Below are 18,189 nucleotides of genomic sequence, written 5' to 3'. Positions count from 1 at the left end.
TCACTCCTGCGCGCGAATGGCAAGTGGAGTGGGCCAAGGAGACTCGGCATCGAGTTTTACCCAAGCGACGCCTGGCACACCTGCCTTGACCTCCTTGGCATGGCGACGCAAGAAGTCTTCGGAGACTTGGGCACGCACCCGAAACATCAGCTTCTGGCGTTCGCTGGCGGTTTCTACGGATTTAGGTGTGAATTGAGCATTGCTGGCAACAAAGGAGACCGTTGCCTTGATCGGATTGTCGGGGGCTGAATCCAGAACAATGCGAACTTCGCTGCCAAGTGCGATACGTCCTGCTGCCTTCTCCGGAAGAAAGAAGGTCATATAAACATCGGACAGGTCGATGATGTTTAACACCGTCCCGCCAGGGCTTAGTACCTCACCCGGCTCGGCAACGCGAAACTGCACGCGGCCATCTCTGGGCGCACGCAACTCGCTGTCGTTGATGTCGGCATCGATGCGGCTGACCGTGGCGAGGGCTGCAACGACGGCGGATCGAGCGCCCACCACATCCGCTTCACTCGCTTTGACCGCGGCCTGCGCGGCCGACACCTGCGCGACGCTAGCCGCGACAGCCGCTTGAGCACCACGCACAGTCGCTCTGTTGTCATCCAACTCTTGAACCGACGAGGCACCTTCTTTCGACAGGACCTCCGACCGCGCGACGCGGCGACGTGCCGCGTCCAGTTCAGCTTCTCGCTGCGCAACCACGGCTTGCGCGGCAACCAGGTTGCTCTTGTTCAGTGCCACTTGGGCTTCTGCTGAGCTGACCGCATGCTCAGCTCTCTGGCGCCCCGCATCCGCTTCCGCGCGCTGTGCTTGCAGGATGTCCACTTGCATCCTCGCCAACGGGTCGCCAGCTTTGACCACGTGCCCCTCGCGCACCAACACCTGCTCGATGCGCCCTCCGAGCTTGGTTGAAATGTCCGTTTGAATCGCTTCGATTCTCCCGTTGCCACTGACGAATCCTTCGCCGTAGGCATCGCCAGATTGTGACGACCAGTACCACCAGCCGGCCAGGAGCGCGCCTGTTATCAGCACTGCCGGTACAACTTTATTTTTCAAGGAAATAGACATAGTCATGTGCGTCATTCACCGAATGGAGGAAGGAGTCTCTGCCTGTGCGGGGTGCACAGGCATGGAGCGAGATTGAAGATCTGCTCCACCACCAAGCGCGGCGTACAACGCCACCTGACTGGAGAGGAACGAGCGACGCACCTGGATGAGTGACTGCTGGGTATCAAGCAGGTCGCGCTGTGCGTCCAACACTTCCAGGTAGGCTGCAGAGCCGTTGTCGTAGAGCAGTTGTGCAAGGCGCGCACGTTCTTGCTGAACATCCAAAGAAGTGCGCGCGATACTCAGCTCATCGGCAAGCCATCGTTGGTCGGATAGCGCATCAGCAACCTCCCGAAAGGCGGTCTGGACAGTCTGCTCATAGCTTGTGATCGCCATGTCCCGCCGGACTTCGGACAAATCGAGACTGGCCCGCCTTTGCCCACCGTCGAAGATGGGCAGGGAAACTGTGGGGACGAACGCCCACGCTCGACTACCTGACTCGAACAAGTCGTTGAGCTGTGAGCTTGCAGTGCCCCACGTGCCGGTCAAGGCAATACGTGGAAAGAAGGCGGCACGTGCTGCACCGATGTTGGCATTCGCCGCACGCAAGCGATGTTCGGCTGAAAGAACATCGGGGCGGTTCACCAGTAACTCCGACGGTAGCCCAGGCGTCAATTCGATGAAGTCCGCAGGCTCAGGCATTTGCTTTACCGGCCACTCGAGGTCAGTACCGCTGCCAAGCAGCTGCGCCAGGGCGTGGTATTGATTCGCCCGCTGCTTGGCGAGCTGTACCTGCAGAGATTTGGCCTGGTTCAGGAGCGTCTGAACTTGGGTGAGAGCAAGTTTGGAGGTCGATCCAACCTGATATCGGCGCTCGAAAATGCGATAGGACTCTTCGCGACTGGCGACCGTTTGCTGGGCGATCGCGACCCGATCGTCCAGTTCTCGCAGCCCTAGATAGCCGTCTGCGACTTGCGTGATCAAGGCGATCCGTACAGCTTGATGCGCTGCATCCGTGGCCAACCAGCTTTCCAGCGCTGACCGATTAAGGCTACGGATTCGCCCCCAGAGATCAAGTTCCCAACTGCTGAGGCCTACCTCAGCTCGGTACTCCCCGCCCACCTGGGGTACACCTGGTGGGTTGAGGTCTGCAGGGACTCTTGACCGTGCTGCTTTCCCTCCAACACCGATCCCCGGAAAACTCTCGGAGCGCTGGATGCGGAAGGCTGCACGAGCCTCTTCGACACGAAGTACCGCAGAGCGCAGATCCTTATTGTTTTCCAGCGCTGTCGCAATCAGTTGGCGCAGAAGTGGGTCGGCAAAGTACTGATCCCAAGCAAGCTCAGTTGCTTGTCGGCCTACGCTGCCCGGTCGCGTGCTGACATCCAGCCACGCATTGGGAACAGGCAGCGGCGGAGTTGCATCCGGCGGGGCCATAGAGGTGCAGCCGGCAAGCAAGCTAATCAAAACCCCAGCGGCAACAGTGCCGAGAGGCGTAGCGCCTGGAGACCTCCGAGAGGCGCACAGGCGTGGCGTACTAGCGCCTTGATCGCCAGGCTTGTAAGTCATACGGAGCCCTTCCCGTCTTTGTCGGAGACGGACGCTCCAGGGAGCATGCTTAACAGTTGCTTGCTGATACGTTCCCGCAATTCCGCAGGGATGGCCTGGTTCGTAATTGACTCATATGCCCAAAGACCATCGGCGGCCAGGCGGACAATCCAGTGCATCGCATCGTCATCCGTTGCTTCACCGGCCAATCCCGGTGCCCACCGAGTAATGACATCCGTCCAAGGGGCCGCCAGCTCAGGACTGGTAGAGCCCTCCAGCATGAACTGCAGCTCCACGCGAGTGGCGCTCATTTGGGTGGCCACCTTCACATATGCTGCGAAGCGCTCCTGTGCCGTAGCCTCCGCTGCAGTTTTTCCGGCCGCGGCTTCCAGGCCGCTTTCCCATTGCTGGGAAACATATTCGTGAAGCCCCAACAGCAAGGCTTCACGCGATGGGAAGTGATACAGCATGCCTCCTCGGGTCAACCCGGCTTCGGCGGAGATTGACTCATAGGCGAGAGCGGTTATTCCTTCTCGACTGACGACACGAATCGCCGCGTCGAGGATTTTTGTACGATTGCTTGAGCGCATATACCGAAACTCCATTAATGAATTGAGGACGCAGATGAGCCTGGCCCATACGCACGCAGCATGCGGCGTGCGACGACTGCGCCAATGCCCAGGATTCCCCCAACAACCCACAGCACTACGACGTAGGCATTTGCAAATGCCAATGACGCGGCTTCAATAATCTCTTGATCTGTCTGACCGCCCTGCGTGGCGAGCTCAAAAGCCTGCGCAACGCCCGAAGCAGCAATGTCAGGTGTTCCTGGCGGAAATTCCACGCCTGTGGAATACAGCATTCCCAATAGGCTGCCGAGCAGCGCGACAGCGATGAGGCCGCCAAACTCGTAGGAAACCTCTTCGACTGATGAGGCCATGCCAGCCCGCTCGGGAGGGGCATTACCAACAATAGCTGCGGACGCCACGGCCATCACGAGGCCGAGTCCAGCACCGTTCAAGACCATGCCGGCTATCAGCCAACCGATTCCGTAGTGAAGACCTGCCGATGTCGCGAAAGCACCGAGCGCCGCAATGGCTAGGCCACTGGAAATCAGCATGCGCAAACCGAGCTTGTGCAGAAATGCTCCGCCAAGCAGAGCCGTTGGAACCGTGCCAACCACGACTACGGACACAAGCAAGCCTGCCTGCAAGGGGGTAAAGCCTGCGACCAGCTGGAAGTACTGGGTGGTCGCCAACTGGGTACCCCCAACTGAGAACATGGTCAGGGCCGCAGCGATGACCCCTGCGGAGAACGCTGGATTGCGAAAGATTGAGAAGTCGAGCAGCGGATGAGGCAATTGAGTTTGCCGACGAACGAAGACATACCCCGCGCCAACTGCAACCAACCAAGCAACGCCAGCCCCAAGCCAATCAGGATGGGCCTGGGCAAGATGCTTGATCCCGAGGGTCAGCGCCGACAAGGCGACTAGCGCAAGTAACGAGGAAGCAAGATCCCAGGGCTTTTCTTTTTCGATTGAACCTGACGGGGCAAAAATCAACGTCCCGATGATGGCCACCACAACTACCGGGACATTGATGAGGAAGACCGACCCCCACCAAAACCGCGCCAGAAGGAGTCCACCAATGATCGGACCTAGTGCCGCACCGACGATGGCGATGCAGCCCCAGATCGATATCGCAATATTGCGCTCTCGCTCGTCGACAAAGGTGATACGTATCAGCGCAAGCGTTGCCGGCATCATTGCCGCAGCACCTACAGCCAAGGCAGCGCGGGCACCGATCAAGACGGTAGAGCTTGGGGCGAAGGCGGCAGCTATCGACGCGATGCCGAAAATGACCAACCCCCCGAGGAACATCCTCCGATGACCAAGTCGATCGCCGAGGGTTCCGGCCCCCAGTAGCAGCCCGGCCATGACCAACGGATAAGCGTTGATGATCCACAAGCCCTCCGTCGGAGACGCATGCAGCTCACGGCTCAGTATTGGCAGCGCTGTGTAGAGCACTGAATAGTCGACCGTGACCAGCAGGAGGCCCGCCGCAACGGTGACCAGCAGGAGCCATCGCCTTGATGTTGAGAGGGTTGCTATTTCCATTGTTCTGAATTCCGAAGTGAGACGACGCAGCAGCCTTCACGAGACTGCATGCGGTTCATGCAGGTTGAGACTGTACATTACATCCTGTACAGTTACAAGCTTGAATCATGTGCCAAGTGCTGCTTGTTGCTCTGCCACTCGTGGAGCAGCGCTGACTGCGCGGCGTCTGACACATGCCTGGTCGCGGAGCGCGCAGCGCAAGCACTTTGGCCTGACACGGAGCGCCTCTGGAGACTGCGCGCGCCCGCTGCGCGGGAAGCACGGTCATGCTCATCAAGCCCCGAGGGGCTCAATGGAGTCGAATGGAACTACGACATTTGCGTTGCTTTATGGCATTGGCCGAAGAACTGCACTTTTGCAGGGCTGCAGCGAGGCTTCACATTGAGCAGTCCCCGTTGTCCAGGGCCATCAAGGAGCTTGAGGAGCACGTTGGTGCACGCTTGTTTGAACGCAACCGGCGCGGGACGTATCTGACGCCAGCTGGAGAAGCCTTCCAGCGAGAAGCGAGGCGGGTCTTCCTAGCACTGGAAAATGCGATTGAAGAAGCAAAAGCTGCCGCAGCAGGCCAGGCAAACTCTTATCACCTTGCGATTTGCGACGGGCTTACTCAGCCGAGACTTGCAGCATTTCTTGCAAATCTAAGAGAGGAGCAACCTGAGATTTCAGTACGAATATCAGAGGTGACCCTAGCTGAACAATTGCGAGGACTTCGCGATGGCACCTTTGATATTGGGTTTTCTCGCATGAGCAGCACCGGCGACGACATCGTTTCATTGCCTCTATGGCAAGAAAGGCTCGTGCTGGCCATACCTAGGCGACATCCATTACTTGCCTACGCAAGAGTGCCACTTGAGGAACTGCTTCGATACCCATTAGTAGGGTGCCACCCGGAGGTGTGTGAAGGCTATTTCCATAGCATCGAAAACTTACTGCGCGGATCTAGCGTTCAGCCCAATTTTATAGGGCAAGCAACCTCCTTGAGTATGCTCATGACGTTGGTAGCTGCCGGATATGGTGTTGGGTTTGTTACCACCCCTCAATCGGACGCTTGCAAATGCTCCGACGTCGTCACACGCCCAATATCCATGCAAAGCCCAATGCTGACAACATTCCTACTTCGAAAGATGCGTGAGGACACGCCAGAAAGCTTGACAGGATTTGTAGACCGCGCGCTCAGGGAGCTGGGCGACGATCTCAGCGACTGTTAATACAGTTCGATTTGCAAAAACCCAATCATCCATAATGTCGGTCATTGAGTGAAGTGACGCTTTCCACGGGATGCGGCTTGCTGTAGTAACGTACGGCTGATATTTCATGAATGACAATCGAGTCCCGTCTCAACGATAGCGCCGGATGCACCGCACGGTGCCCATGCCGCGACGCGTTCCGGTCCATGAAATTGATCGATGGACGGAACCAGCGGCCAGGCCCATCCTCCTCATACTCCCATAGCGCGATTTGGGCAGTCGCGTCCTCGGCATCGGAGAGAGTTACATCGCAGGCTTTTCGAAACAACACAACGTTATCTCCTGCCGGCGGCTCATCTGGGCGACGGCTTTGCGCCGATGGGTAGATGATGCCGTCGACAGCCAATTTATGATGGGCAGCAAGATAGTCGGCAACGGCCTGCGTCACGAGATAGTCTCGATCTTGCAGTTCAGGGACCACAGGTGCCGACAGGCGCTCGCCCAACGTCCTCAGAAAGTCGCGTCGCTGCGCTGCGGCACGTGTCGCCGGATCGAAGAGGCTTGTACCGGGTGGCAGCTCGACGTTAGCCAGTCGCCGAAGATCCAATAAGCGCAGCGGGCGAATCACCTCGAATGCCGCCATAGCAATCCGGCTGCCCACTGGTGGGCGTACCTCGGCAATGCAAATATCAGGATCCGTGGCGCCGTAGAACGCAGGCTGGCCCTGCCCGTTCATTCGGCCGGCAGCGCCAAGTCCCGCCGCAGGTGACCCCAGAAATCGTTCAGGCCAACGAAGCGCGGCAACAAGTGCTTCGTCAGTTTGGAATACTCGCCCCCTGTAGAGCGTCTTCAATGATGTATGTGGTCCCGCATCGATAACGACCGGCTGGCCCTCTTTGTCTCGATCATTGATGAGCTCGCCGAAGATCGTGCTGAGCAATGTTAGCGCCTTGGGATTGAAGTAGCGTATGTCAGAGCGCAGGCTGTCTTCCATCTCGCGCCATGCGTGCCCGAGCGGCTCCGCCATAGAAGACCTGAGGACAAACCAGGGGTCGTCATCGCCGTAGCGAGACTCTCCCGAGTCAGCGTCGTACCATAGCGTGCCGAGATGTTCGACGACCACCTCGACGGCCTCCTGAGGAATGCCGGTCAGCTCCGAAATCGTGGCCTGCAGGTCATTCCCGGCCGGCGTTCGGCCGAAGTGGATCACCGCCATGGTGTGGCTAGATTCCTCAAAAAACGTATCGATAACTTCCCCGCAAAGTTGGGCGACCTCCCAAAGGTCTGCTGCAGGTGCATCACCATCGCAGTACTCGCAAGAGTTCTCGGATGTCGCGGCGTCTCGCACCAGCCGCTGTAGATACGTCTCTCCAACACAATCAGCGCATATAAAACCCATACGGAAGCCCCAAAGCAGTTTGTCAACTCCATCAATTGACAGAACTATGACATGGGCTTGCCAACATCGGCGAACTTAGACCGCTGCCAGGGAGCGATGCGACGGGCGCCAACCTCTGGAGTTGGTTAAGCTGGCCAACATGGAAAATGAACCTGGGCACACAAGGAAGCACTATGCCAAGCAAACGAGCGACAACTGAAGAGACGGAAGCCGATCTGGAAGCACGCGTCCGGGCGGCGATCAAAGTGGCATTTCCTTGGATGCCAGACGGCGCCATCAAGCACCAGATCAAGTTCACTTTCAAATTCGGACGCCAGACCCTGGAGGTCGATGCCGGGAAATCCCGTGCCGAGGCCCGACTAGACATCCTTCTGGAGAAGGATGAAAAGCCTCTGGCCATCATGGAGCTTAAGAGACCCGGCATCACCCTGACCGATGACGACAGCGCACAAGGGTTGTCGTATGCACGATTGGTCCAGCCTCCGGCGCCGCTTGTGGTGATCACTAACGGCACCGCCGTCAGGATCCTTGAAACCTCCACGGGGAATCCCTGGCAACCAGCAACCCCGACAGAAGATGCGTTCCAGGACCTCATAACGCAAGCGAGCCGCGTCGCAGGTGCCGACGTCCGGCATGCCGTCGATACCTTGATGGGTACCACACCGACTGTATGGATGCAGGCCGTTCGCCTCGTGTCCTCGGAGACGATCGCAGAGCTCACAGCGTCCTGGGACGAACCAGCTCTTCCGTTCGCTGCTGAATTCCTAGCTCCACGTGCTGCAACACATCAGTTGTGGCGGAGCTTGGTTACGGGTGAGCGATTGCTGATTCTAGAAGGCTCGCCTCTCACTGGAAAAAGCAACGTGCTTCGCGAACTTTGCGCACGCACAGAGCAAAGCGATACGCTCGCTATCCTGTACGTTGAGACGGGTGTTGGAGGCGGCGCGCTCCAAACACTGGCCGATGCCCTCTCGCGATCGCTGAGTTGGCCCGTGTCCCCTCAAGAGGCCCGTAACTGGCTGATCCGTGTCTCAAAACACGACGGCGTGAGGTTGGTTTTGGCGTTTGACGGGTTGCACGTGGCCGACACCACGTCCCTGCGCGAGATCGAAGATCTCACCTCCAGCACTTTTGGCGCGTCGCTGTCAGTCGTGCTCGCGATGGATGACACTGTGGCGCAGAGCGTGCTCAAAGCACCAAACCAGCGCTCTCTTTCTCCATTGGGGCGCCGATCCAAGGTAGTGCGCGTCGGATATCTGAGTGACCGGGAGTTCAAGCTTGCTCATGCTCTTTTGGGAAAGCGCCGCCTGTACTTGATGCATGGCGCTGATATGACCCCCGAGTATCGAGAACCATGGGTGCTGCGGGCGATCAGCGGATATGGTCATGCAGCACTCACAGGCAAGCCAGATACGCAGGCCCTCTCACTGCCCTCGCTGCTCGGGCCACGGTTGATGCAGCTCGTACGAACACGTTTCGCAAACGACCACGAACTGCGGCGGAGGTTCAGGGGCTTAGCGCGCTCGATGATTGCGGATGCACAAGACAGAACACGGCCACCAGAAATTGCGCTCCAACAAATGGAGATGGGTGTAATCCGCCGTGCTGCGGTAAGGGCGGAGCTTGAACCCGATGATCTTCAGTGGCTGATTGATCATGGATTCGTTCGCCCTGACATGCACGACGTCGCAGGAGCTACGATTTTGATTCGACTGCCAGAGTTGCTGGCAAGCGAGATGGCACACGCGCTGGCAGACGAAATCGTGCAGCGGTCAAAGAACGACCTGCACGAAGCTGCTGCCTGGATCTCCGGCGCGGCAAGTAATCTTCCACTCGGTGAAGTGGTTGCGGCTCAAGCCCTTGTCGATGCGGCCAAACGGCCAAGCGGCCTGCCCGTCGGCCTCATCACTGCCCTGGTGGACATACCGCCCGAACGCGAGGTACTGGATGCAGGTGGCCACTATGCACTGGCGCTGCCTGATGGCACTTTGGTGGACATCAAGCACCAGCTCGATGGCAAAGCCTTTGTGGTCATTGAGGGGGTTCATCACGAGATTGATCTCGGTGATGATGAACAGGTCGCCTACAAAAACATCCACCCATGGCTAATTCTGTCTCACGTGGCATCCACGCCTTTCGAGGTGGAAGGAGAACATGGGGCGCGCAGAGAAGACCCGAACCTGCTCCTGCAGATTGCGACGTGCCCAATGCCTCTTCGAGGAAATCGTGGCCCGCAATCGCTTCGAATGCTACCCACGGTAGACTTACCCAATGGTATATCAATCGTGGATTCAGAAGCGGGGATCATTGAGCCGATCACGCTCGGCATCCTAGACTATCTTTCCGGCGATGAGGATCAGGCGGACAACTGGGTCGCGACTGCGGCCCATTCAGGCTCAATCGCCTTGCTCTCGCGGGTTCATACGGCACTCGGGGTCCTTGCGGCCTTCGAGACCCACGCAAGAAGCGAATGGGCGAAGTCCCAACTCAGTGCGGTGATTCTTCCCAAATTAGGTGAAGCACTGAACGATGCGGAAGAACCTTCGCCGGAAAACTGAGCCAGCTTGGTCAACTTTCGGAAGGGCGCGCAGTCCAGCAGACGGAGAATATGGCCTAACTATTGAAGATTGCTGGGCGAGGGACAACGATGCGTTCTAGCCCCTCGCTCAGCACAATCCTACCCAACCTCGAGCACGGCTGCTCTGTCCACGAGACGCCTCACGCTTTCGCGAACCGGATCCGGGAACTCAGGCGAATCAATAGGAACCTCCAATGCGGGTTGTGCTGCGGTCAGCAATGCCTGCACTACCTTATCCAGGTTGGTCGGCGTCACTAAGTCGATGGCTACGCGATCGCCCAGCCCAGGCTGAGGTTTTGTCAACAGGTGATACAGCGCCCATGATTCGGCGTGTGAGGCGCGCTTCAGCATCACCTGCGCAAGCTTGAGCTTGAGCGGCACCAACTGCCAGTCGGGCACTCGCTGTCCGCGGTTGCCAATGCTGATGGACAGCAGCTTGCCCGCCTTCAGTTCGCGGTTTATCTGGTCCTTGGACTTGCCCGCCAGCTTGGCGAATAGGGGCACGGGCAAGCTGCTCGACGCCTCGTAGATCTCCAGCATCTCCTCTCGCTCGCGCTGGATGTCCGACACCGCAGGCTCCCGCGCCACCGGGGCCTGCACGATGGGCACAGGAGATAGGCGCTGGAACGCGACGCCTTGACTCCCAGCACTGACAACAATGGGTACGCCATCCGCGGACGGCACACCACCCATTGCCGCTACGATCGCAGCCTCGGCCAGTTTCTCGTCGTCAGCCATCGTCGGCACACCTTCGATGTGGATCGTCAGATGCGTGCTCGCAGCCTCCACCTGCCCCTGCTCCAGAAGGTCCAGGCGGTCGGCCCAGTCCTGCATCATCCGGCGCCGTGGTTCCACATACTTGGCATGGTTGTACGCAGAGCTGACCTTGTTCGGATCGGAATGGGACAACTGGGCGTCCACCCAGATTTTGGGATATCCAACCTCATTGAGCGCCGTCGACAGAGTGCCACGGATGCCATGGCCGGTCAGTTGGTCTTCATAGCCCATCCGGCGCAAAGCGCTGTTGAGCGTGTTTTCGCTGATGCGTTTCTTGAGCTCACTGCGATGTGCAAGGAGATAGCGCTGAGCCGGCTTCATTTCACCGAGGAGATAGCGCACCACCTCAATGGCCTGCAGGGACAGCGGAACGACATAGGGCGGAACATCCTGGGGCCGCTTGCCAGCCTTGCGCATCTCGTCCTGCAGTTGTTTGACGAACTCAGGCGGGATGATCCACAGGCCACGATCTAGGTCAAACTGATCGGGGGTCGCTAGGCGCAGCTCTCCGGTGCGCACACCCGTCAGGAACAGGAGGCGGATGCCCAACTGCGTCTGCAGACCACGCCGACGATAGTCGCGTAGCCTCAGGAGCATCTCGGGCAGCTCATGCAGGCGCAGATAGGGGTTGTGGGCCGTCGGCGGTTTGGGGGCCGCAACCACGTCAAGATCTGAGGCCGGATTGACCTCCATTCCTTCGGCGATCACCAGGGCATAGCGGAACATCTGCCGGAACCAGGTTCGAACCTTTTCCGCAGTGGTGAAAGCCTTGCGTTCCTCAATCTTTGCCAGGACCCCCAGAAGCTGAGGTCGCCGGATGTCGAAGATCGACATCTTGCCCAGGCTCGGCAGCACGTCGCGATCAAAGATCCGCAGAATCTGCGAGAGCGTGCTTTGACGACCCTCCTTGAGTTCCTTGCGGCGATGCTCCACCCAGGCGTCGAAGACCGCCTTGAAGGTATGCTCGGCGGCAAGCTGAATGGCGTGCCGCTTCTGCTTGCGATCGGTGTGCGGATTGATGCCCTTGGCCAGCAGGGCTCTAGCTTCGTCACGCAGGATGCGAGCATCACGCAAACCGATCTCAGGATAGTTGCCCAGTGAGATGCGTTTTTGCTTGCCTAGCCAGTAGTAACGGAAGTGCCACGACTTTCCACCGACTGGTGAGACTACCAGGCCGAGGCCATCAAGATCGGGGAGGTTGTAGAGTTTGCCAGTGGTCTTGGCCTGGCGGACGATCAGATCAGAGAGTGCCATCATCGAGCTCCTAAGTTGAGACTTAGGCTCAATGCTCGTCACGGTTCCACTCCTGGCCCAGCAACAATCCGGTCCTGGATCCACCCGTATTCTTTGGCCTCAATTTTGGCCTTAAAAACACTGGCTGCCGGTGGATTTCGGTGGACGGCCCTGGAATGAAAAAAGGGGCCGAAGCCCCTTTTTTCAACGACTTACAGACATCAGTGGAAGTCTGTAGATCCTAAATTGGAGCGGGAGACGAGTCTCGAACTCGCGACCTCAACCTTGGCAAGGTTGCGCTCTACCAACTGAGCTACTCCCGCATGGGTTCTGCACTTGAACAGCCAGAACCTGTTTTCTTATTCACTCTGATCAACTTGGTTATCGATCAGAAGGCGCGCATTCTACATGATTTTTTTGAGCTTGTCTTGGCCTGGACTTATTTGGATTTGTTCACTGCAAGCAGTTTTCGAACAAAGCCCGAAATTCAGGGCAAGCACTCAATCAAGTAATATGAGCGAAGACAGAAACTATAGCAATCCGCAGCATCCATGTCAAATTCTTCCGCCAAAGTCCTTCCGTCCCCCGACTTGTCTCCCGTCAGCCAGGATCTCACCCGGTTGAATACGTTGGGCCTGGCGTCGCGGGCCGGGGCCTTTGTGACCCTGGAGGATGCGGCGCAGCTGCCGGCGCTGTCGCAGCTGGCGCACGAGGCGTCCTCCCTGCTGGTGCTGGGCGGGGGCAGCAATCTGGTGTTGCCGAGCCAGGTGCCGGGACTGGTGGCGCGCGTCGCGTTCAAGGGCGTGCGCCTGCTGGAAGCCCGGCCGGATGCCTGGCTGATCGAGGCGGCGGGCGGTGAGACCTGGCACGGCTTTGTCGAAACCTGCGTGAACCAGGGCTGGGACGGGCTGGAAAACCTGGCGTTGATCCCGGGTACGGTGGGCGCGGCGCCGGTGCAGAATATCGGCGCCTACGGCGTCGAACTGCAGGAACGCTTCCACAGCCTGACCGCCTGGGACGTGCGCGCAGGCCGCCAGGTCGAAATGAGCGCGGCCGATTGCCGCTTTTCCTATCGCGACAGCGTGTTCAAGCACGACGAGCCCGGACGGTGGGTCATCGTGAGCGTGCGTTTCGCCTTGCCCCGGCCGTGGCGGCCGGTGCTGGGTTACCCCGACCTGCAGCGCCACGCGCGGCTGGCGGCGGGGCAGCCAGCCGCCCGAGACATCTTCGACGCGGTGTGTGAGATCCGCCGCGCCAAGCTGCCCGATCCGGCGGTGACGGGCAACGCAGGCAGCTTTTTCAAGAACCCCATCGTGTCGGCGCAAGTGCGGGACGGGCTGCTGGAGCGTTTTCCCGGCCTGGTGTCGTACGCCCAGCCCGATGGCGGCTACAAGCTCGCAGCCGGCTGGCTGATAGACCAATGCGGCTGGAAGGGCCGCTCGCTGGGGGCCGCAGGCGTGCATGAGCGCCAGGCCCTGGTGCTGGTCAACCGCGGGGGGGCCACGGCAGCCGACATCATGGGCTTGGCGCATGCCATCCAGGCGGCGGTGTCCGAGCGCTACGGCGTGCGGCTTGAACCGGAACCCGTGGTGGTGTGAGGCCGTTTGGGCCGGGCAAGAAAAAGGACCCCGCAGGGTCCTTTTTCTTGCAGGCGAGGGCTTCAGAGGCCCAGCACCGATTGCATGTCGTACAGGCCGTTGTGCTTGCCTTCCAGGAAACGGGCAGCGCGCAGGGCGCCTTCCGCGTAGGTGGCGCGGCTGGCCGAGCGGTGCGTGATCTCGATGCGTTCGCCGGTGCCGCAGAAGGACACGGTATGGTCGCCGACGATGTCGCCGCCGCGCAGCACGGAGAAGCCGATGGTGCCGGGCTTGCGCACGCCGGTATCGCCATGGCGGCTCCAGGTGGCGACGTCCGGCAGGGCCACGTTCCAGGCCGAAGCGATGGTTTCGCCCATTTTCAGCGCGGTGCCCGAAGGCGCGTCGACCTTGTTGCGGTGGTGCGCTTCGAAGACTTCGACGTCGTAGCCGGAGTTCAGGATGCGCGCGGCCATGTCCAGCAGCTTGAGCGTGGCGTTCACGCCCACGCTCATGTTGGGAGCGAAGACGATGCCGATCTTCTGGGCGGCGACTTCGATCGCGGCGCGGCCGTTGTCGTCGAAACCGGTGGTGCCGATGACGGCGTTCACGCCGTGCTTGACGCAGGCCTGCAGGTGTTCGAGCGTGCCTTCCGGACGGGTGAAGTCGATCAGGCAGTCGGCCAGGGCCAGAGCGTCGAGGTCATCGGTGATGGCCACGCCCGTCTGCTTGCCCAGCGGCGCGCCGGCGTCCTGGCCCAGCGCCGCCGAGCCCTGGCGGTCCAGCGCCACGGCAAGCTGCAGGCCGGAGGCGTTCAGGACGGCTTCGATCAGCATTTGGCCCATACGGCCGCTGGCGCCGGCAATTGCGATACGCATAGATAGTCCTTGGTGTTACTTGAGCGGCTCGGGGGCGTTGCCGGGCTGGCCAGGGTACTGGTTGAGGGGGCTGACCGGGGCGGCGGAGTCGCGCTTGCGCTGGTCTTCCTCTTCCTTCTGGCGGGTTTCGTCTTCGATGAGGCGCTTGTCCGCCTTTTCGTCGGCGACGGCGTCGGGCGTATTGATCTGGTAAGGCTGCAGCTCAGGCTGCTTGTCGCCTTCCCAGCGGGTCAGCCGGTCGTTTTCGAACCAGACGGTGAATTTGCGTTCCTGGGCGTCGCCGTAGCCAGGCTTGTAGTAGTAGGGGTAGTCCCAGCGGTTGGCGTGCAGCACGCTGGTCAGCGTCGGGCTGCCGAGGGCGAAGCGCACCTGTTCGCGCGTCATGCCAGGCTGCAGCAGGGCGACCTGTTCCTGGGTGATCCAGTTTCCTTGCTGGACGCCGGCCTTGTAGGGGAAGCCCCACTTGTCCCCCGAGCATCCAGCCAGGGCGACGGCCAGAGCGGCCACTGCCAGGCCGGTCTTCAGCGAGCGGGAGGGAATTCGTGCAATCATGGACACTACGCGCCCCTATTATTTGGAAGCAGACAAAACCGTTATCATAAAGGTTTCATAAGGATAGTTCCGCGTGGCGGCATGATTTCGGTGAGCCGGCTCGCGGTGAACCTATCCTGCCCATGCCAACGCGGACGGAGAGCGATTACACCATGAGCGACCAAAGCGAACTGAAGAACATGGGTTTGAAGGCGACGTTTCCCCGCCTGAAAATTCTTGATATTTTCCGGAAATCGGACCAACGGCACCTGAGCGCCGAAGACGTCTATCGCGCCCTGATCGGCGAAAACGTCGAAATCGGGCTGGCAACCGTCTACCGCGTCCTGACCCAGTTCGAACAGGCCGGCATCCTTGCCCGCAGCCAGTTCGACAGCGGCAAGGCGGTGTTCGAGCTCAACGACGGCGATCACCATGATCACCTGATTTGCACGAATTGCGGCAAGGTGGTCGAGTTTTCGGATCCCGAGATCGAGAAGCGCCAACAAAAGATTGCCAAGGACAACGCCTTCGCGCTGGAAAGCCACGCCATGGTGTTGTACGGCATTTGCGGCAGCTGCATGAAGGGCCGCTGACCCGGCCCTGCATACGACCCGCGGCTACGCTCGCGGCGGGTCCGTAAGATCCAAATCCCCTTCAATATGAAGGGGATTTTTTTATGGCGCGAATCGGCCCTTTTTTCTGTGCCCCGCCGTAACAAGGCCGGCCAGCGCTTCAGTTCTGCCCGAAACCTTCCAGCATCTCGCGGGCGTGTTCGCGGGTGGTCGCGGTGAGCTTGATTCCGCCCAGCATGCGCGCGATTTCCTCCACGCGGGAGGGCGCGTCCAGTTCTTCGATGCTGGAGCGGGTGGCGCCGCGCGATTCCGCCTTGCTGACCAGGAACTGGTTGTTGGCGCAGGCCGCGACCTGGGGCAGGTGGGTCACGCACAGCACCTGATGGCGTTCGCCGAGTTCGCGCAGCAGCTTGCCGACGGCCTCGGCCACCGCGCCGCCCACGCCGCTATCGACTTCGTCGAAGATCAGTGTGGGCACGCGCGCGGCGCGGCTGGCGATGACGGACAGCGCCAGCGAAATCCGCGACAGTTCGCCGCCCGAGGCCACCTTGGCCAGCGGCCGCGGCGTGGTGCCGGCATGGCCGGCCACCAGGAATTCGACCTGTTCGTTGCCATGCGCGGAGGGCGCCGATTCGGCCAGTGTGGGTTCGAACTTGCCGCCCTGCATGGCCAGCGTCTGCATGGCCCGCGTGACCTGCTTGCCCAGGTCCTTGGCGATCTTGCGGCGTGCGGTCGTCAGCTTGGCCGCCGCGGCGTCGTATTGCGCCTGTGCGGCCTGCGCCTGGGCGCGCAGGGCGTCGATGTCGCCTGCGGCCTGCAGCGCCGCAAGCTGGGCGTGCAGCGTGTCGCGCAGCTCGCAAAGCGCGTCGGGCTCGACGCGGAATTTGCGAGCGGTTTCGAATACCAGGCCCAGGCGCGCCTCGACCGCCACCAGCCGCTGCGGATCGAGATCGACGCGGCTGACGTAGTTGTTCAGGTCGGAGACGGCCTCGCTGATCGCGATGCGGGCCGATTCCAGTTCGTCGTAGACGCCTTGCAGGCCGGGATCGTGGCGCAGCATCTGCTGGATGCGGTGGTTGGCCGAGGTGAGCCGGTGGTGCGCGGAATCGCCTTCGCCGTCCAGCCCTTCGAGGATCTGGTTGGCGCCGTCCAGCAGGGATTGCGCGTGCGACAGGCGCGTGTGCTCGGACTGCAGCGCATCCCATTCGTCGGGGCCGAGATTCAGCTGGTCGAGCTCGTCGACCTGCCATTGCAGGCGGTCGCGTTCGGTAGCCAGGCTTGCGGCGTCCTTTTCGGCGGATTCCAGCTGGCGCGCCAGCGCGCGCCATTGCTTCCAGGCCTGGCCGACCGCGGTGCGCAATTCGCCGTGGCCGCCGTGGGCGTCCAGCAGATCGCGCTGGGCGTCGGCGCGCATCAGGCTCTGGTGCGCGTGCTGGCCGTGGATATCGACCAGGCTGTCGCCCAGTTCGCGCAATTGCGCCACGGTCGCGGGCGTGCCGTTGATGTAGGCGCGGCTGCGGCCCTGGGCATCGATGACGCGGCGCAAGGACAGTTCCGTGTCGGCGTCGATCTCGCGTTCTTGCAGCCAGGCGATCAGGCCCTTGGGGGTATCGAAGACCGCGGTGATGTCGGCGCGCGGCGCGCCCTCGCGCAGCATGCTGGCGTCGCCGCGTTCGCCCAGCGCGAGCGCCAGCGCGTCCACCAGGATGGATTTGCCCGCGCCGGTCTCGCCGGAAAAGACGGTGAAGCCGGGGCCGAAATGGATCTCGGTCTGTTCGACGATGACGAAGTCGCGGATATGCAGGGTGCGCAGCATGTCGGGGCGCTTACTACTCTACGTTGTCGGAGGCTTCGGGCATCAGGTTCCAGTGCAGCTTGCGGCGCAGGGTGGAGAAGAAACTGTAGCCTTCGGGATGCACGAAGCGGATGGTATAGGGCGCGCGCTGTACGACGATGCGGTCGCCCGGCTGCAGGTCGGACCAGGTCTGCATGTCGAAATGCACGCTGGCGCCGACTTCCACGCGGCCCATGGCCGTGAGCGTCATGTTCAGCACGCCGCTGTCGGGAATGACGATGGGGCGGTTGGACAGCGTCTGCGGCGCCACGGGCACCAGCACCATGGCGTTCATGCCCGGATGCAGGATGGGGCCGTTGGCCGACAGCGCGTACGCGGTGGAGCCCGTGGGGGTGGCGATGATCAGGCCGTCGGCGCGCTGCGTGTACATGAACGCGCCGTCCAGCTCGACCCGCACTTCGATCATGCCGCCGCGTCCCGCGCGGTTCAGCACCACGTCGTTCAGCGCGGACGCGGAGTACATCTTCTGGTCGCCGCGCCACACGCCGCCTTCGAGCAGCATGCGTTCCTCGATCTGGAAGCTGCCTTCGAGCACGCGCGCCAGGGCGCCGTGCGCGTCCTGCAACGCGATGTCGGTGATGAAGCCCAGGCGTCCGTGGTTGATGCCGACCAGCGGCATGCCATAAGGAGCGAGGTGGCGGCTGGCGCCCAGCACGGTGCCGTCGCCGCCCATGACGACGGCCAGCGACGCGGTCTTGCCGATTTCCTCGAGCGTGGCGACGGGGTATTCGGTCAGCCCGGTGTTGCGCGCCGTGTCCGCATCGATGAGCACCTGCCGGCCCGCTTGCGTCAGCGCGTGGGCGAGTGCTCTCAGCGGTGTGTCCAGGCCGGTGTCCTGGTATCTGCCGATCAGGGCTACGGTAGGAAAATGCATGGCTGCTTGCGTAT

The 18,189-nt window shown here is 60.8% G+C and carries 14 protein-coding genes and 1 tRNA gene; 4 read left to right on the top strand and 11 right to left on the bottom strand.

All coding sequences use genetic code 11. From position 1 onward, the window contains the following. From NGK62_RS05170 to NGK62_RS05155, 4 genes are read right to left on the bottom strand one after another with little or no spacing between them, the layout of a single operon-like run. Window positions 1-1,080 (bottom strand): HlyD family secretion protein, encoded by a 1,080-nt coding sequence (locus NGK62_RS05170; protein WP_023098577.1) that lies wholly within the window; start codon window positions 1,078-1,080, stop codon window positions 1-3. Between the two features lie 9 nt (window positions 1,081-1,089). Further along, window positions 1,090-2,622, bottom strand: coding sequence for an efflux transporter outer membrane subunit (locus tag NGK62_RS05165; RefSeq protein WP_023098576.1), 1,533 nt, complete (start codon window positions 2,620-2,622; stop codon window positions 1,090-1,092). Beyond that, a complete protein-coding gene (locus NGK62_RS05160; RefSeq protein ID WP_023098575.1) occupies window positions 2,619-3,191 on the bottom strand; it encodes a TetR/AcrR family transcriptional regulator in 573 nt (190 codons plus the stop codon). The genes NGK62_RS05165 and NGK62_RS05160 overlap by 4 nt, the downstream gene beginning before the upstream one ends. A gap of 14 nt (window positions 3,192-3,205) precedes the next feature. Then, window positions 3,206-4,717, bottom strand: coding sequence for an MFS transporter (locus tag NGK62_RS05155; protein WP_023098574.1), 1,512 nt, complete (start codon window positions 4,715-4,717; stop codon window positions 3,206-3,208). A gap of 266 nt (window positions 4,718-4,983) precedes the next feature. Between NGK62_RS05155 and NGK62_RS05150 the strand changes: the two genes are divergently transcribed. After that, window positions 4,984-5,925 carry a LysR family transcriptional regulator gene (locus NGK62_RS05150; RefSeq protein ID WP_023098573.1) on the top strand — a complete coding sequence of 314 codons (942 nt, stop codon included), beginning with the start codon at window positions 4,984-4,986 and terminating at the stop codon, window positions 5,923-5,925. A 25-nt stretch (window positions 5,926-5,950) separates the two neighbouring features. Here the strand turns inward: NGK62_RS05150 and NGK62_RS05145 are convergent, their stop codons facing one another. After that, complete coding sequence (locus tag NGK62_RS05145) at window positions 5,951-7,120, bottom strand: RES family NAD+ phosphorylase (protein WP_074198449.1); 1,170 nt, start codon at window positions 7,118-7,120, stop codon at window positions 5,951-5,953. A gap of 356 nt (window positions 7,121-7,476) precedes the next feature. On the opposite strand from NGK62_RS05145, the gene NGK62_RS05140 reads away from it, so the two are divergent. Then, window positions 7,477-9,861 (top strand): type I restriction endonuclease, encoded by a 2,385-nt coding sequence (locus NGK62_RS05140; RefSeq protein WP_023098571.1) that lies wholly within the window; start codon window positions 7,477-7,479, stop codon window positions 9,859-9,861. A gap of 119 nt (window positions 9,862-9,980) precedes the next feature. Here the strand turns inward: NGK62_RS05140 and NGK62_RS05135 are convergent, their stop codons facing one another. Both NGK62_RS05135 and NGK62_RS05130 read right to left on the bottom strand, forming a co-directional pair. Next, window positions 9,981-11,912, bottom strand: coding sequence for a tyrosine-type recombinase/integrase (locus NGK62_RS05135; RefSeq protein ID WP_023098570.1), 1,932 nt, complete (start codon window positions 11,910-11,912; stop codon window positions 9,981-9,983). 226 nt (window positions 11,913-12,138) lie between these two features. Continuing rightward, window positions 12,139-12,214 (bottom strand) — tRNA-Gly (locus tag NGK62_RS05130). A gap of 228 nt (window positions 12,215-12,442) precedes the next feature. Here NGK62_RS05130 and murB point away from each other — a divergent pair. Then, window positions 12,443-13,489, top strand: a complete 1,047-nt coding sequence (murB, locus tag NGK62_RS05125) for a UDP-N-acetylmuramate dehydrogenase (protein ID WP_059373774.1) — start codon at window positions 12,443-12,445, stop codon at window positions 13,487-13,489. A gap of 62 nt (window positions 13,490-13,551) precedes the next feature. Here the strand turns inward: murB and dapB are convergent, their stop codons facing one another. Together dapB and NGK62_RS05115 are read right to left on the bottom strand one after the other, a co-directional pair. Next, window positions 13,552-14,343, bottom strand: coding sequence for a 4-hydroxy-tetrahydrodipicolinate reductase (dapB, locus tag NGK62_RS05120; protein WP_118932867.1), 792 nt, complete (start codon window positions 14,341-14,343; stop codon window positions 13,552-13,554). A gap of 15 nt (window positions 14,344-14,358) precedes the next feature. Next, the gene (locus tag NGK62_RS05115) at window positions 14,359-14,895 is read right to left on the bottom strand and encodes an outer membrane protein assembly factor BamE (protein WP_059373776.1); all 537 of its coding nucleotides are present in this window, start codon (window positions 14,893-14,895) and stop codon (window positions 14,359-14,361) included. Between the two features lie 152 nt (window positions 14,896-15,047). On the opposite strand from NGK62_RS05115, the gene fur reads away from it, so the two are divergent. Continuing rightward, a complete protein-coding gene (gene fur, locus NGK62_RS05110; RefSeq protein WP_013391855.1) occupies window positions 15,048-15,467 on the top strand; it encodes a ferric iron uptake transcriptional regulator in 420 nt (139 codons plus the stop codon). 139 nt (window positions 15,468-15,606) lie between these two features. Here the strand turns inward: fur and recN are convergent, their stop codons facing one another. Together recN and NGK62_RS05100 are read right to left on the bottom strand one after the other, a co-directional pair. Further along, window positions 15,607-17,262 (bottom strand): DNA repair protein RecN, encoded by a 1,656-nt coding sequence (gene recN / locus NGK62_RS05105; protein WP_059373777.1) that lies wholly within the window; start codon window positions 17,260-17,262, stop codon window positions 15,607-15,609. 13 nt (window positions 17,263-17,275) lie between these two features. Next, on the bottom strand, window positions 17,276-18,175 hold the full coding sequence (locus NGK62_RS05100) for an NAD kinase (RefSeq protein ID WP_251877687.1): 900 nt from the start codon (window positions 18,173-18,175) through the stop codon (window positions 17,276-17,278). Window positions 18,176-18,189 lie beyond the last annotated feature (14 nt).

Origin of the sequence: Achromobacter sp. Marseille-Q4954, assembly GCF_943737025.1 — a bacterium.
In the GTDB taxonomy this organism is placed as follows: domain Bacteria; phylum Pseudomonadota; class Gammaproteobacteria; order Burkholderiales; family Burkholderiaceae_B; genus Achromobacter; species Achromobacter bronchisepticus_A.
The sequence above is the reverse complement of the archived record's forward strand: the minus strand, read 5'-3'. Positions and strand labels throughout refer to the sequence as shown.

Bases quoted from the DNA above. Each gene is read 5' to 3' on its own strand.
- NGK62_RS05160 (WP_023098575.1), bottom strand. From the start codon at position 3,191: ATGCGCTCAAGCAATCGTACAAAAATCCTCGACGCGGCGATTCGTGTC.
- NGK62_RS05155 (WP_023098574.1), bottom strand. From the start codon at position 4,717: ATGGAAATAGCAACCCTCTCAACATCAAGGCGATGGCTCCTGCTGGTC.
- murB (WP_059373774.1), top strand. From the start codon at position 12,443: ATGTCAAATTCTTCCGCCAAAGTCCTTCCGTCCCCCGACTTGTCTCCC.
- dapB (WP_118932867.1), bottom strand. From the start codon at position 14,343: ATGCGTATCGCAATTGCCGGCGCCAGCGGCCGTATGGGCCAAATGCTG.
- NGK62_RS05165 (WP_023098576.1), bottom strand. From the start codon at position 2,622: ATGACTTACAAGCCTGGCGATCAAGGCGCTAGTACGCCACGCCTGTGC.
- fur (WP_013391855.1), top strand. From the start codon at position 15,048: ATGAGCGACCAAAGCGAACTGAAGAACATGGGTTTGAAGGCGACGTTT.
- NGK62_RS05140 (WP_023098571.1), top strand. From the start codon at position 7,477: ATGCCAAGCAAACGAGCGACAACTGAAGAGACGGAAGCCGATCTGGAA.
- NGK62_RS05145 (WP_074198449.1), bottom strand. From the start codon at position 7,120: ATGGCGGTGATCCACTTCGGCCGAACGCCGGCCGGGAATGACCTGCAG.
- recN (WP_059373777.1), bottom strand. From the start codon at position 17,262: ATGCTGCGCACCCTGCATATCCGCGACTTCGTCATCGTCGAACAGACC.
- NGK62_RS05100 (WP_251877687.1), bottom strand. From the start codon at position 18,175: ATGCATTTTCCTACCGTAGCCCTGATCGGCAGATACCAGGACACCGGC.
- NGK62_RS05150 (WP_023098573.1), top strand. From the start codon at position 4,984: ATGCTCATCAAGCCCCGAGGGGCTCAATGGAGTCGAATGGAACTACGA.
- NGK62_RS05135 (WP_023098570.1), bottom strand. From the start codon at position 11,912: ATGGCACTCTCTGATCTGATCGTCCGCCAGGCCAAGACCACTGGCAAA.
- NGK62_RS05170 (WP_023098577.1), bottom strand. From the start codon at position 1,080: ATGACTATGTCTATTTCCTTGAAAAATAAAGTTGTACCGGCAGTGCTG.
- NGK62_RS05115 (WP_059373776.1), bottom strand. From the start codon at position 14,895: ATGATTGCACGAATTCCCTCCCGCTCGCTGAAGACCGGCCTGGCAGTG.